Annotated in this window: 14 protein-coding genes; 4 read left to right on the top strand and 10 right to left on the bottom strand. The window is 36.5% G+C overall.

Translation table 11 applies throughout. The features are described from left to right. Window positions 1-151: 151 nt before the first annotated feature. On the top strand, window positions 152-943 hold the full coding sequence (gene motA / locus BTHG_RS05850) for a flagellar motor stator protein MotA (protein ID WP_010283249.1): 792 nt from the start codon (window positions 152-154) through the stop codon (window positions 941-943). Further along, window positions 936-1,682, top strand: coding sequence for a flagellar motor protein MotB (gene motB / locus BTHG_RS05855; RefSeq protein ID WP_010283250.1), 747 nt, complete (start codon window positions 936-938; stop codon window positions 1,680-1,682). Before motA ends, motB begins: the two co-directional genes overlap by 8 nt. 38 nt (window positions 1,683-1,720) lie before the next feature. On the opposite strand, the gene BTHG_RS05860 is transcribed toward motB, so the two are convergent. From BTHG_RS05860 to BTHG_RS24325, 6 genes are all read right to left on the bottom strand, one after another. Continuing rightward, window positions 1,721-3,286: a bifunctional metallophosphatase/5'-nucleotidase gene (locus BTHG_RS05860; RefSeq protein WP_010283251.1), complete on the bottom strand. Its 1,566-nt coding sequence runs from the start codon at window positions 3,284-3,286 to the stop codon at window positions 1,721-1,723. Between the two features lie 118 nt (window positions 3,287-3,404). Continuing rightward, window positions 3,405-4,199 (bottom strand): phosphonate ABC transporter, permease protein PhnE, encoded by a 795-nt coding sequence (phnE, locus tag BTHG_RS05865; protein ID WP_010283252.1) that lies wholly within the window; start codon window positions 4,197-4,199, stop codon window positions 3,405-3,407. Continuing rightward, the gene (gene phnE, locus BTHG_RS05870; RefSeq protein WP_010283253.1) at window positions 4,199-4,999 is read right to left on the bottom strand and encodes a phosphonate ABC transporter, permease protein PhnE; all 801 of its coding nucleotides are present in this window, start codon (window positions 4,997-4,999) and stop codon (window positions 4,199-4,201) included. Before phnE (BTHG_RS05870) ends, phnE (BTHG_RS05865) begins: the two co-directional genes overlap by 1 nt. After that, a complete protein-coding gene (gene phnC / locus BTHG_RS05875; protein ID WP_010283254.1) occupies window positions 4,996-5,769 on the bottom strand; it encodes a phosphonate ABC transporter ATP-binding protein in 774 nt (257 codons plus the stop codon). Before phnC ends, phnE (BTHG_RS05870) begins: the two co-directional genes overlap by 4 nt. A gap of 185 nt (window positions 5,770-5,954) precedes the next feature. Then, window positions 5,955-6,887, bottom strand: coding sequence for a phosphate/phosphite/phosphonate ABC transporter substrate-binding protein (gene phnD / locus BTHG_RS05880; protein WP_010283255.1), 933 nt, complete (start codon window positions 6,885-6,887; stop codon window positions 5,955-5,957). 128 nt (window positions 6,888-7,015) lie between these two features. Next, window positions 7,016-7,816, bottom strand: a complete 801-nt coding sequence (locus BTHG_RS24325; protein ID WP_010283256.1) for an inositol monophosphatase family protein — start codon at window positions 7,814-7,816, stop codon at window positions 7,016-7,018. 139 nt (window positions 7,817-7,955) lie between these two features. Here BTHG_RS24325 and BTHG_RS05890 point away from each other — a divergent pair, with 139 nt between their 5' ends. Continuing rightward, a complete protein-coding gene (locus BTHG_RS05890) occupies window positions 7,956-9,461 on the top strand; it encodes an ATP-binding protein (protein WP_010283257.1) in 1,506 nt (501 codons plus the stop codon). A gap of 44 nt (window positions 9,462-9,505) precedes the next feature. On the opposite strand, the gene BTHG_RS05895 is transcribed toward BTHG_RS05890, so the two are convergent. After that, entirely contained in the window at window positions 9,506-10,453 is a 948-nt protein-coding gene (locus tag BTHG_RS05895; RefSeq protein ID WP_010283258.1) for an aldo/keto reductase family protein, read from the bottom strand. 223 nt (window positions 10,454-10,676) lie between these two features. Here BTHG_RS05895 and BTHG_RS05900 point away from each other — a divergent pair, with 223 nt between their 5' ends. Beyond that, window positions 10,677-11,909 carry an MFS transporter gene (locus BTHG_RS05900; protein WP_010283259.1) on the top strand — a complete coding sequence of 411 codons (1,233 nt, stop codon included), beginning with the start codon at window positions 10,677-10,679 and terminating at the stop codon, window positions 11,907-11,909. Window positions 11,910-12,384: 475 nt separating this feature from the next. Here BTHG_RS05900 and BTHG_RS05905 read toward each other — a convergent pair whose 3' ends face one another. The 3 genes from BTHG_RS05905 to BTHG_RS05915 form a co-directional block, all read right to left on the bottom strand. Then, entirely contained in the window at window positions 12,385-12,639 is a 255-nt protein-coding gene (locus tag BTHG_RS05905) for an aspartyl-phosphate phosphatase Spo0E family protein (RefSeq protein WP_010283260.1), read from the bottom strand. 305 nt (window positions 12,640-12,944) lie between these two features. Beyond that, entirely contained in the window at window positions 12,945-13,574 is a 630-nt protein-coding gene (gene cbpA, locus BTHG_RS05910) for a cyclic di-AMP binding protein CbpA (RefSeq protein ID WP_010283261.1), read from the bottom strand. 178 nt (window positions 13,575-13,752) lie between these two features. Next, a complete protein-coding gene (locus BTHG_RS05915; RefSeq protein WP_010283262.1) occupies window positions 13,753-14,298 on the bottom strand; it encodes a 1,2-dihydroxy-3-keto-5-methylthiopentene dioxygenase in 546 nt (181 codons plus the stop codon). Window positions 14,299-14,305 lie beyond the last annotated feature (7 nt).

Below are 14,305 nucleotides of genomic sequence, written 5' to 3' on the forward strand. Positions count from 1 at the left end.
TTTTTCCACTACAAAATATTAATTAGAAATTAATAAGTTTCCCTTAAAAACTTGTCCACTTTTGTCGATATAAAGCATAGTAGAAAGATAAATTTTATCAAACCCTGAACACTACTCTCGTAACAACGTATGAAAGCATAGGTGATACAAATTGGATAAATCGTCATTAATAGGAGTCATTCTAGGTTTAATCGCGGTATTTGTAGGTATGTTATTAAAAGGAGTTCCATTTACAGCATTATTAAACCCTGCTGCCTTTTTAATTATTATTATTGGAACAATTGCGGCCGTTACTATTGCATTTCCATCAAGTGAATTAAAAAGGGTACCACAGCTTTTTGGGGTGCTTTTTAAGGAAAAAAAGATGTTAAGTGTTGAAGAACTAATTCCTATGTTCTCAAACTGGGCAACCATTGCCCGTAAGGAAGGGCTTTTAGCACTTGAGGTCAAAGTTGCTGAAGTGGATGATCCATTCTTAAAAAACGGTTTAAGCATGGCGGTCGATGGACAAAGTGCTGAATTTATCCGCGATGTAATGACGGAAGAAATAGAAGCCATGGAAGAACGTCATTTATCGGGTGCTTCGATTTTCTCTCAAGCTGGTACATATGCACCAACATTGGGTGTATTGGGTGCTGTTGTGGGTCTGATTGCTGCCCTCGGTCACATGGACGATACAGATGCACTTGGTGAAGCGATAGCAGCCGCATTCGTTGCGACAATGCTCGGGATTTTCTCAGGATATGTGCTATGGCACCCATTTGCAAATAAGTTAAAACAAAAATCAAAACAAGAAATTAAAATGAAGGAAGTTATGATTGAAGGCGTGTTATCTGTACTTGAAGGTCAATCTCCACGAGCAATCGAGCAAAAACTTTCAATGTATCTATCAAATAAAGATCGCGGGAAGGTTATGATTGAGGGTGAAATGATAGATGGCTAGGAGAAAACGTAAATCAAAGCACGATGAGCATATGGATGAATCATGGTTGGTACCATATGCGGACATTCTAACCTTACTACTCGCACTGTTCATCGTTCTATTTGCTGCGAGTAATGTGGATGCTCAGAAATTCCAAAAACTCGCAAGCTCCTTTAATAATGTCTTTAAGGGTGGAACTTCCTTTTTAGATTATGAAAGTCCAGAACCTGTAGAAATTGATAATGCGGCAATCGAAAAAGATAAAGAAAAAGAAAGAGAAAAACAAGAGCAAGAAGAATTAAAGGAATTACAGAAAAAAATCAATGGATATATCACAGAGAATGGTTTAGATTTAAGTCTTAAAACCCGTTTAGCAGATGAAGGGTTACTCGTTACGATTCAGGATGGGGCTTTCTTTAATCCAGGGAAAGCAGACGTTAGACCAGAGGACGTTAAACTAGCTCGTGAAATTTCGGAACTTTTGGTAATGAACCCACCACGCAATATTATCGTTAGTGGACATACCGATACTGTTCCGATGAATAATCGTGAATTTAAAAGCAACTGGCATTTAAGTGTCATGCGTGCAGTTAATTTTATGAGTATTTTATTAGAAAATGAAAAGCTTGACCCAAGACGCTTTAGTGCTCGTGGCCTTGGTGAATATGAGCCAGTTGCGACAAATGATACACCTGAAGGGCGAAAACTTAACAGACGTGTTGAAGTTCTAATCCAACCGAATATCGAACAGCCTAAATAATAAGAAGCCTATGGATCACTCCATGGGCTTCTTATTTATTACCAAATAACTTTCCAATTATTATTAACAGTAGCTTCAATTGTACCTCTTTCAAGGATATAATTTGCAATTAACTCTGACATATCAAGAGGGATATCCTTAATAATCGGCTTATCCTTAAACATGACATATTCCCCGCCACCACCTGCACGGTAGTTATTCATAACTACATCATACTCGCCGTCTGGTCGAACTGGGTTTCCCTTAAAGGATAATCGGACGACACGCTCACCTATTGGTTTAGTCAAATCGAAAATATAGTCAATACCTTCCCACATATCATAATTGTAATGCTGTGGCTTTGGCGTTGTGAAGGATGGATTTACCGTTACCTCCCCATTTTCAAGGATAAAATAGCTTGCACTTCTTTCTAGTGCTTCCTTCAAGTCTTTTCCACTTATTCGGATAACAGTTAACGTGTTTGGATAAATATAATTTGAGACAACGTCTCTCATTGTAATGTTTGATGGAAATCCTTTTGTAACATTATTAAAAAGAGCTGTATTTGAAATAGACACTTTGGCCACTTCCATTTGCACCTTATTAATAAATTCAACAAGGGCATTATCCTTTAGGCGTGCTTTTAATGGATCATCAATTGTCATATTTCCGATAACTTGACCAATTGGTTTGTCCAACCATTCCTGTGTCTCATACTCATATTCTTTTACTAACTGAAGTGAGGCTTCATCCGCTTCGATTTCGTTAACGAAAATGAGTTCAGGTTTTGATTCAGTAATCGTCCACATGTCTTCATTTCTCATAAGTGTGATTGTAGCTTTTCCAATAGCTTGACCATTAAAACTTGGCTGCACAATTGGAACACCATTTACTTTTCCTGATAGGGACCGGTGTTGATGACCAGTTAATAAAAGGTCAATCCCCTCAATTTCTGTACAAATTCGGTATCCTTGGTTTTCCCCTGTAAGTTTTTCAGTGGGTTCACCCGTTTCTAAATCCGCTTCAAATCCACCATGGTAGGAAACAATCATGATGTCTGGATTTTCTTCAGTCCGGATTTTCTCTACCCATTTTTTCGTTGACTCCAACGCATCATCAAAGGTTAGCCCTTTAATATGTTCAGGATTCTCCCAATTCGGAATATAGTGTGTGGTGACACCAAGTATCGCAGCCTTAACCCCATCCTCGAGTTCAATCAATAAATAAGGTTTTCCAATAAATGGTTCCCCTTTTTCATTTAATATATTTGCAGACAGCCACGGGAAATTTGATTCGTTTATGGCCTTTTGTAATACGTCCATTCCATAATTAAACTCATGATTTCCAACAACAGCTGCATCATAATGTAAATCATTTAATAGTGCAATCATTGGATTTGGTTTATGACTATTTGATCGAACATAATGATAGGTTAAAGGTGTCCCTTGTATTAAGTCTCCATTATCTATAACGATTGTGTTCCTATTCCGCCTTCTTTCTTGTTTGATGACAGTTGCAATTTTACCAAGTCCGAGCTCTGCCTTATCATTACTTCCATAATTAATCGGAAAAATATTGCCGTGAATATCACTAGTTTCAAGAATTGTAATTGTAATAGATTTCATCTTAGTTACCTCTTTTATCTAGGGTCAATTTTAAGTATACACAAATTTACCAATTTGGAGTGTGAGAATTTCTATTCTTTTACAAAAATAGCACTTCCATATCGGAAGTGCTCTGTTTTTAAACAAGTTTGCTACGAATCTTTCCGCTTATAAAATCAAGGATTGTAACGACCACAATAATGATGATTAGCATCATTCCAACTTGTTCCCAGTTCCGTTGCATAGAAGCAATAATTAATGGCGCACCAATACCGCCCGCTCCGACGATTCCTAGGATGGTTGAAGCTCTAACATCGACTTCAAAGCGATACAATGCATAATTTGAAAATTGGGGAATGATTTGTGGAATAACACCAAACCATATCACTTGAATACGGTTTGCACCATTTGCCTTTAACGCTTCTAATACCTTCATATCAATCGATTCAACAACTTCTGAATATAACTTTCCAAGCATACCGATTGAGTGGATTCCAACAGCTAAAACACCAGCATATGGCCCAATACCTACTGCTGCTACAAAAATAATAGCTAACATAATTTCTGGAAAGGCTCTGATTCCATTTAAAATCCATTTACCTATTGTTGATATTTTCGAAATATTTCGTGCTGCTAAAAAACCAAACGGTATCGCAAGAATTGCTGCAATTAATGTACCTGCGTATGCAATCAGTATAGATTCCAGCATATAATAGGCGTACTCTGGTATTTTCGAATGGATTTCCGGCATAAAAAGTGAATCCCAAAAGAGTCTTTTAAAAATTGTTACAGGACTTAAGAGTGACCCTCGATAGGTTAAATCGGTCATCGTAAAAGCAATATAGTATAAATAAAGTAAGACAAGAGAGATTACAACAATCTTCCATTTTCCCTTTTTTGGTGGTGGTTTTAATAAATCTGTTGTTTTGCTCATTACATCAATCGCTCCCTTATTCGGTTACTAATAAAGTCAATAATCGTAACCGCTATAAACGTCATGATGACAATTGTTGATACGTTGCCATAATTAAACATCGCTAATTGTTTTTTAAGGATTAAACCAATACCACCAGCACCAACAAATCCTAATACAACAGAAGCACGAACATTAATTTCTAAAACATATAATGAATATGACGTAAAATGTGGCAAAATTTGTGGCAAAACACCATACCATATGACTTGCACAATATTACCACCAGTAGCACGGATTGCCTCTAATGGATTCGGGTCAATTGCCTCAATTGTTTCACTTATTAATTTTGCAAGTATTCCTACAGAAAAGATAAATAATGCCAACACACCTGCTAATGCGCCTATTCCTACTAACGCAACAAGTATAACAGCTAAAATTAATTCTGGAATCGTACGCAGAATGTTTAATATGAAACGGACTATATTATAAAATCCTTTGTTCTTATTAATATTTGATGCCGCAAAAAAGCTGATTGGTAGCGCAATAATTGCTGATAAAGTTGTACTTAGCAGTGCCATATTCCATGTTTCAATCAAGCTTTCTAGTACTGTATCGGCATATCCGAGATTAGGCGGAAATAGATCCTTAACAATAAAATCCAATACAATGGGCATACCGGTCGCAATTTTATTAGGATAAGCTTCAGTGAAAGTTGCTGAAATTACATAAAATGCAATTACCACTGTAAAAATACTACCAATGGTAGCCTTTGTCTTAGTTGGTACTACTGGTATTTTCTTAACAGCTTGTTTACTCATTCTTCAACACTCCCGCGCATATCTCCATCCTTGATTGGACGACCATATATTTGCTCGAATGTTTTTTCGTTCACAGTAGATGCAGGACCATCGAACACAATTTCTCCTGCTCTCATACCGATAATACGATCAGCATACTCCATAGCCATATCAATAAAGTGTAAATTAACAATGGTTGTAATCCCAAGGTCTTGATTAATTCTCTTTAAATCTCTCATGACGATGTGTGAGGTAGGTGGGTCAAGACTCGCTACAGGCTCGTCAGCTAAGATAACAGTGGGCTTTTGAGTTAGCGCCCTCGCAATACTTACACGTTGTTGTTGTCCACCACTTAGTTGGTCTGCACGTGTATATGCTTTTTCTTCAATTCCTACACGCTTCAAATTAGTTAATGCCAGTTCTTTATCTTCTTGAGAAAAAAGACCTAATAGACTTTTCACTGTTCCAATATGGCCAAGTCTTCCAGTTAATACATTACGAAGAACTGACATACGATTGACAAGGTTATAGTTTTGGAAAATCATACCGATTTTTGTTCGTAATTTCTTTAAATCTCTTTCCTTAAATTTCAATGTGTCTTTGCCATCTATGATTAACTCTCCATCAGTAGGTTTAACCAATTGATTAATACTTCTGATAAAGGTGGATTTTCCAGCGCCAGATAAACCAACCACAACAATGAATTCACCAGGATTAATAGTGACATTAATATTTTTCAACCCCTGATGTCCATTTGGATAAGTTAAAGAAACATTTTTAAATTCAATCATAACCGTGCTCCTTTACATTCATTAAAAATAAAACGATAATACTTTGTAATTCCAACAAGCTTAGTGCGGGTTCATTTATCTATTTTAAATTCTTGTTTTTCAGTTACGAATTTTCTGATAAAAAAGGAGAGAAGATGTCTCCTCTCCCTTTATACTTTTTATTGGCTAATTAATTTTAATCTTAATTATTCGCCTAATTGATCTTTAAACTTTTCGTAAACTTCCCGAACGACATCAAATTCTTCGTCGGTTGCTTCCGCAATCCCGTCCCAAGTGTATACCTCATTCATTACTTTTAATACCTCAGGCTTGTCGTTGATTGCTAAGAAAGCTTCCTTAATTTTAGCTTTCATATCTTCTGGTAAGTCCTTACGAACAGATACTCCGTCATTTGGAATTTCTTCTGTGTAACCAATTACTTTTAGTTTGTCTTTTACATCCGGAATATCTTTTTCTAAGTTATCACGAACATCTGTGAAAGTTGTCGCGAAGTCAGCTGAACCATCTAATACAGCAAGTGCAGCATTGTCATGGCTTTGCACAGCTGTTTGGTTGAAGAAAGTATCAAGATTTTCAATACCCATTTCCATTAATTGTGATGCCGGAAATAGGAAACCTGAAGTTGATAGAGGGTCCCCGTATGCCCAAGTTAAGCCTTCTTTAGCAACGATGTCATCAATAGAGTTTAAATCAGAATCCGCAGCTGCAATGTATTGAGCTTTGTATGTATCTGATCCATGGCGAATCGCTTTTACTAACACGTCTACATCAGCACGTTCTTTAGCTTGAACATAACCAAATGGGTTTGTAAAACCAATATCTACTTGACCTGTTCTCATACCTTCTACAAGACCAACGAAGTCAATCATAACTTCTGCTTTAACAGGTACACCAAGCTGTTCAGTTAAGTACTCTTCTAGTGGTTTAACATTGTCTGCAATAGTGTCAGCTTCTTGAGAAGGAATGAATCCCATTGTTAATTCAGTAACTTCTTCAGTCTTTCCTTCGTCGCCGCCTTTTGCATTATCATCGCCAGCATTGTCTTTGTCATCAGAGCCACACGCTGCGATTACAAAAAGCATACCAATTGCCATTAGCAAAGCTAAAAACTTTTTCATTTTCTTTCCCCCTAAATGTGATGTAAAAGTAAAACCCTATTTATTATATATTAAAATATTTCGAATTTCGACTTAAATTTTGTTTTTTTTACAATTTATTTACATTCACATTACGTCAATAATGCTTTCTACCTATTTTTCGTGATAATTGTCTCCTGAATTTCAGATAAAACTTTATTATTTGAGAATATTGTTGTTTCCGGTGAAAACACGGAGAACGGCTGATTTTCTAATGTCTTCATGACACCCCCGACTTCCCCTAAGATAACCATCCCCCCTGCAATATCCCATGGGGACAATCGAAAATCAAAATAAGTTTCTAATCGTCCACAAGCCACATAAACAATTTCAAGTGCAGCTGAGCCCAGATATCTTGTTCCTCTCGCCTTTTGAACCATTTCAATAAATATTGAATGATCCACTTTGTCATTTGGAACTAACCAAAGTTGGCATATACTAATATTGGCCTCTTCTAATTTTTTGTCTGCGAGTTTTGGCAACAACTGCTCATTTAGATAAGCGCCCTCTCCTGTTAATGCATGGAACATCTCGTCAGCAATTGGGTCGTATACAATTCCAATCCGGGGCTTTCCTTTTTCATAAATTCCAACTGAAATAGCAAAGTTTCTTTTTTGATGCACGAAATTTGTTGTTCCATCTATCGGGTCAACAATCCACACAATTTCCTTTTCGGCATTGTATTCCTGATCACTTGCAAGACCCTCTTCACCTAAAAAGAAATGAGCTGGATATTTTGTCTTAATGTGATCAATAAAGAATTGCTCAATTTCTTTATCCTTATTTGTCACTAAATCTGCAACAGACGTTTTATACTCTACATTTACACTTTCCTTCGTAGCTTTTCGAAGGATTTCTCCCGCTTCTAGTGTCCATTGCTTTGCTGTTTGATACACTTCATCCCAATTCACAATCGTTTTCCCTCCTTAACTTCGTACTAACCGTATACAAAAAGTGACAATTGGTCAATATATTTTGCCTAAAATTTAATAGGCTTGTCTTTCTCATTTTGATATAATATTTTACAAGAAAATGGTAAGGAGAATGTGTTTGAAAATAGAATCTCAGGTTCTAAAGAATATACTTGTATATTTATTTATTGTCATTTTGCCTACCACGGTAGGAAGTATTTTATTTACGAATTATCATTATCAATCTTTCATTAAAAAACAGACTACCGAGACAGAAGAAATGGTACAATTTCATTCTAGTTATATTGATCGATTTATTGGGGAAACAATTGCCGGAACTGAGACTCTTGGGATTGTCCTAGAAAATAAGAATAGTAATGAAGAGATCAAAAACATACTAGTTTCGATACATAAAAAAGATGAACGATTCTCTGGGCTTTACTGGGCTAACCCAGAGGGGGATATACTTGTGTCATCCCTCGGTTTAGATAAAAAAGTAAATATTGGCTATCGGGAATATTTTAAACAGGCGATCCAAACAAAACGGACTGTTATTTCACCAGCACATAAAGGTGTTGTAACAGGAAGATTTATTGTTACAATTGCGACTCCCGTTTTAAGTTCAAATGAGGTTGAGGGTGTTCTACTCTTTAGCCTTCGCTTGGATTATTTAGAAAATGTGATTAAGGTTTTATCACCTGATGAAATTTTGAGAGTGGTAGACTATACAGGACAGGAATTGATTAACACGAATCAAGATTTTCACTCCCTAGATACAGATATCATTCGTACAGAGCTTGATAACGTGAATTGGATGATTGAAGCTCGACCTCGAAAGACGTTGACACATAAAAAGGAGTTTATTTTAAACTCAATTATCTTTAGTGGTATCGTGTTGATTCTTACTCATATTCTATTTCTTTTCGGAAAATATCTTCTCTTAAAACGCCAAGCCAGCCGCGAACGGGAGGAAAATGAGCTTCAGAAATTGGAATTAGTAGGAACACTAGCTGCGAGTACGGCTCATGAGATAAAAAATCCATTAACAGGGGTTAAGGGGCTCATACAACTTTTAAGTGAAAAACACAAAGACCCGACTGATCAATTTTATTTTTCAGTCATTCAGCAAGAGATTACAAGAATCAATGACATTGTCAATGAATTTTTAATTCTTGGCAAACCTACTGCTGATAAACGAAAAAGCTATGATATTAACGAAATTGTGAAAGAAGTCCAACCAATTATTAAATCCGAAACAAACCTTTATAATATAGAATTTGATTTACAACTTACTTCATTACCACTATATATCATGTGCTCAAATGACAATATCAAACAAGTTGTTTTAAATGTAGCAAAAAATGCAATTGAGTCGATGCAAAAGGATGGAGGCCATTTAACGATTTCGATTCAAAAAGAAGAGAATTCTTGTTTGCTGACGATAAAAGACACTGGTGTCGGAATTCCAAAAAAGATTCTTGCAAAGGTGTATCATCCATTTTTTACGAATAAAGATACCGGTACTGGGCTCGGGCTTGTGATCTGTAAACGAATTGTCAATATGTACAATGGGACCATTGAAATTGATAGTATTGAAGGAAAAGGTACAACAGTTCAAATCCGTTTTCCTCTACACGATGAGTAAAACAAGCTCACTTTTTCGAAAGTGAGCTTGTTTTTTATCGAACACTATACTGTTAGGATTGCTTCAATTCTCTTAATCTCATCAAATCCAAGTACTAAGTCAGTCGCCTTGGCATTCGCTTCAATTTGTTCCGGATTTGTGGCTCCAACGAGTGTGCTCGCAATATTGTGTTGTCTCAGGATCCAGGATAGTGCCAATTCTGGCAGTGTAACCCCTAATTCGTTTGCAAATTCTTCAAGTCTATCAATCTTTGTTGAAACAATTCCGTTAATAATGTTTTTAACCCATGAATTCACTTGAGAATTTGCTCCCCTGCTTCCGGTAGGGATTGTGCCTCCCCTATATTTCCCTGTTAACACACCTTGGGCGAGCGGAGAATACACAACTTGGGAAATACCATTCTTTTCACAAACAGGGATAATTTCATCCTCGATGTCACGGTGCAGCATGTTGTATTGAGGTTGATTAACAATAATTCGATCTAATAAATATTTATCTGCAACAGCAATAGCTTCTTGAATTTGAGCAGCAGTCCACTCACTCACACCGGCATACAGAATTTTCCCCTGCCTAATCAAATCATCTATTGCACGTAGTGTCTCATCCACAGGAGTATCTATATCATAGCGATGACAATAAAACACATCGACATAATCTAAATCCATTCGTTTTAAGCTTGCATGAACTTGCTCCATAATATGTTTTCTTGATAATCCCTTATCATTAGGACCATCTCCCATTGCCCCAAAAGCCTTTGTTGCTAGACAATATGATTCGCGTGGGTACTCCTTTAACGCGCCCGCTAATATTCGCTCTGCTTCCCCTCTCTCATACACATTTGCCGTATCAAAAAAATTTATACCAAGTTCATATGCTTTATGAACGGTTTTCATAGCCATTTGTTCATCTACTGTTTTACCAAAAGTTAGCCAACTTCCTAAACTGATTTCACTCACCTTAAGGCCCGAACGTCCCAATCTTCTGTATTTCATGCCATGCCTCCTCCTCCTTATCTGAATACTATCTTACCATTAAATTTATCAGAAATTTCAAACAAGGTAAAGCGAATGTCTAAAAATTTGCATTGTCGGTTTCTGTCTTGATTTCCCTATAATTATTTCGAATTTTCACTTTACAAAATTGGGAAAAAGGTTTTTCATAGAGTAAAGGATTTAAATTACATCTTACGTAAAGAAATAAAGGGGAAATAACAAAATGCTCGCAGTAAAAACACAAGCCACAAGCTCAGAAGTTGATGCAAAGAAAACGATTTATGGAATTTTATTTATCATTGGGTTATGTCACATGTTAAATGATTCAATCCAAGCTATTATCCCAGCAATGTTTCCTATTTTAGAACGTTCGATGGGATTGTCGTTTACACAACTAGGATTAATATCGTTCGCATTACAAATTGTATCTTCAGTTGCCCAACCTGTTGTAGGATGGTATACAGATAAAAAACCGATGCCATTTGCTTTACCAATTGGGTTAACCTTTACTTTTTTTGGTGTCATTGGATTAGCATTCGCACCAAACTTTTTAACTATTATTCTTTCCGTTTTACTAATTGGAGTGGGTTCTGCCGTTTTTCATCCTGAAGGGTCCCGTGTCGCCTATATGGCAGCAGGAAACCGACGCGGATTGGCACAATCCATTTATCAAGTTGGTGGAAATTCAGGGCAAGCACTAGCACCAGTAATTACCGCATTAATTCTAGTCCCCCTAGGACAATTTGGGGCAATTTGGTTTTCGTTAGTTGCTGCACTGGCCGTTGGCTTACTTGTATATATTGCTAGATGGTATTCTAAAACCCTTAAAACGGTTGAACTTCAAAAGAAAGTAAAAAAGACTGTTTCAACCGTTAGACAAAACTCAAAGTCTATAAAATTCGCCTTAGTTGTTCTCATCTTGTTTGTTTTTGCACGTACTTGGTATATGTCAAGCATCACAAATTTTTATTCATTTTATGTAATTGAAAAGTATGGATATAGTATTTCTCAAGCACAGATTTACATCTTCTTGTTCCTTGCAACAGGTGCATTAGGAACCTTTTTTGGCGGACCGTTAGCAGATAAGTTTGGAAAAAGGAATGTTATCATTGTTTCATTATTGGGTTCTGCACCGTTAGCACTAATTCTGCCATTTGTTGGACCTCATGTTGCGATTGTGCTCGTAACGGTAATCGGTTTTATCCTGTTATCCAGTTTCTCCGTTACGGTTGTCTATGGTCAAGAATTGATGCCAGGAAAAATCGGAATGATGTCAGGTCTAATTGTCGGTCTTGCTTTCGGTATGGGGGCAATTGGAGGAGTTGCAATTGGTTCTATCATCGATGCAATTGGATTAACACCAACCATCATCATGATGGGCTTCCTCCCATTGCTTGGAATCTTGGCCTTCTTATTGCCGTCAGATCAAAAATTGAATGAATGGAATAATGCATGATAGATTGTGAGAACATCAGTACTAACTTTGTCTACACTCAGAGAGCGCTTTTGGCGCTCTTTTTTGTTTGTTACATTTTAATAAATCAGCATATTCTGGTGTGCTTGATACTCTACTTCACCGTTTCGAATTTGTTAACCTTAAGGGCACACTTATTTATCTCGTTTAACCCGGTTGCGGTATATCATTTATCGTTTTTCGGCTCGGTGATAGCTCGTTTAACCCGGTTGCAGTATATCATTTATCGTTTTTCGACTCGGTGATAGCTCGTTTAACCCGGTTGCGGTATATCATTTATCGTTTTTCATCTCAGTGATATCTTGTTTCACCCGCTTGCAAGTATTCCACACATTTTCCCTATCACAGCTGATATACCAGCCCAGGATCCTTCATTTAGAGTTGCGAAACCCAAACTTCAATCCGAAAAAAAAATAAACAACCCACTGTTGTGAATTGTTTGGTTTATCCAATATATTTATGATTTGTAGCTGACTTTTTGAAGTGCAAAAAATAACATGACTCTCTTTAAAAACTGACGAAAAAGTGAATGGTTTCGTTCTGCTGCATCTGCTCGTTGATAGATATTTATAAGTTCATCAAGTTCTTGGCTACATTCGATTGTTTCATTACTTGTAAACCCCGTACTATTAGCAATAGTGATCATTTCTTCTCTTTTTCTATTAATTTCTTCTAATAGTATCTGTTTGTAATCAACACGTCTGGTTTCCAAAACTTCCACTCCTTTATTCCAACGTTAGAAAATTCTAACGCCGCATACAACTATCGTATGCCAACCAATACCACCTTTGGTACATGCCTCAGTTGCTACTCTTTGAATTATTACAAAATCTACTATTTATGTAAATAGATTCGCAAAAATAGACATTATTTTCTTTAAGAAATTTACAAATTTATGTACGAAATCGCTTCCAAGACGAAATTCATCTTTTTTCGACAACCGAAATAGTACAGGAATCGACAGTTAATTCACACAAAAAAACCTATAGGTACTACACCTATAGGTCTAACATTCGCTTATTTGATTCGATCAATATGAGTGACACGAAATTCTTTTGCTTCCAGTTTTCTTTTTACTTCTTGTATCTTTTCCTCACTAAGTGAACCAGGTAGGTTTAGAATAATTCGACGAAGGTATTTTTCACCATTATCTAACGTCAGCATACCGTCAATATTAATATCGCGAATTAAGGAAACTAGTTCTTTAATTGCCCCTTTATGTTCAATCGTAGCAATGGTTAACGTATACCCACCTGTTTTCATCCCAAAAGAATCTTCTAGGACATCCATAACATTTGAATGAGTGATAATACCTTGAAATTCTTTTCCAGCATTCAGTACGGCAATAAACGGCAAGCGGCGAATCGTTAAAAAAGTCTTGAAGAAGGAGTCTTCCTCGAAAACGAATGCATCTTTACTTTCTACAAGGGCAGACACACTTGTATTGGCATCCCCATTTTTTTCGTATAAAAACTCTAGAATATCAACCTTATAAATCAAACCTTCAAATGTTGTACCATTATTCGATAATACTGGTACTGAACGGAAACCAGTTTCGTTTAAAAATTGCAGGGCTTGTTGAATCGTAAAATTGTCATCACAATATTTCACATCTGACTTTTGAACAAAATTGTAGCGAATTTTCATGTTCTCCACTCCTCACTATTTTGGAAGAATTTCCAACTACCTATATTATATACAACAAAAAGTTTCTATTCTAATGAACAAAAATGTAACATATTCCCCTTTATAAGTAAAGAATATTCTTACTATTCAGTCTCAAAAAAAGAGCTTTATGAACAATTATCATAAAGCCCTTTTGTTCTTACTTAGTTGCTGCGAATTCTGGGTCCTGGATTGGGTGTGCGACCCACCCAGCTGGATCAATAAATAAACGAACTGCGACAACTTCACGATCATCCATTAGAGTGAAAAAATGTGGAGTATCTACAGGTACAGAAATTACATCCCCTGCTTCTAATTCCACATCAAAGTATCCTGTCTCCCCGCTTCCTTTAATAACAAAAATTCCATGACCAGCTACAATCGCTCGTACTTCATCTTCTGTATGAACATGGACTTGTTCGAATTTCTTTAGAAGTTCTTCAAGGTTTGGCGTTTCATCTGATAATGCAATAACATCCCATTTTTGATATCCATTGCGCTCACCAAGGGATTTGATTTCCTCTTCATAAATGGATAAGATTTGCTCTTTTTGTTCATCATTGATTTTACAGTTTCCTATTAATTCCGCTGGTAGTTTACTAGTATTCCAATGCTCATAAAGGACACCCTGATTTTGTAAGAATGCCGCAACTTCTTCTTGACCTTCTACTCTTTTACCAGTGTTACGTAAATGAATATTTGCCATTTTCTCC

The organism is Bacillus timonensis (assembly GCF_000285535.1).
In the GTDB taxonomy this organism is placed as follows: Bacteria; Bacillota; Bacilli; order Bacillales; family Bacillaceae_L; genus Ferdinandcohnia; species Ferdinandcohnia timonensis.

Excerpts from the sequence above, each read along its gene's own strand:
- phnC (WP_010283254.1), bottom strand. The coding sequence starts at position 5,769 with ATGATTGAATTTAAAAATGTTTCTTTAACTTATCCAAATGGACATCAG.
- phnE (WP_010283253.1), bottom strand. The coding sequence starts at position 4,999 with ATGAGTAAACAAGCTGTTAAGAAAATACCAGTAGTACCAACTAAGACA.
- BTHG_RS05900 (WP_010283259.1), top strand. The coding sequence starts at position 10,677 with ATGCTCGCAGTAAAAACACAAGCCACAAGCTCAGAAGTTGATGCAAAG.
- cbpA (WP_010283261.1), bottom strand. The coding sequence starts at position 13,574 with ATGAAAATTCGCTACAATTTTGTTCAAAAGTCAGATGTGAAATATTGT.
- phnE (WP_010283252.1), bottom strand. The coding sequence starts at position 4,199 with ATGAGCAAAACAACAGATTTATTAAAACCACCACCAAAAAAGGGAAAA.
- phnD (WP_010283255.1), bottom strand. The coding sequence starts at position 6,887 with ATGAAAAAGTTTTTAGCTTTGCTAATGGCAATTGGTATGCTTTTTGTA.
- BTHG_RS05895 (WP_010283258.1), bottom strand. The coding sequence starts at position 10,453 with ATGAAATACAGAAGATTGGGACGTTCGGGCCTTAAGGTGAGTGAAATC.
- motB (WP_010283250.1), top strand. The coding sequence starts at position 936 with ATGGCTAGGAGAAAACGTAAATCAAAGCACGATGAGCATATGGATGAA.
- BTHG_RS05915 (WP_010283262.1), bottom strand. The coding sequence starts at position 14,298 with ATGGCAAATATTCATTTACGTAACACTGGTAAAAGAGTAGAAGGTCAA.
- BTHG_RS05860 (WP_010283251.1), bottom strand. The coding sequence starts at position 3,286 with ATGAAATCTATTACAATTACAATTCTTGAAACTAGTGATATTCACGGC.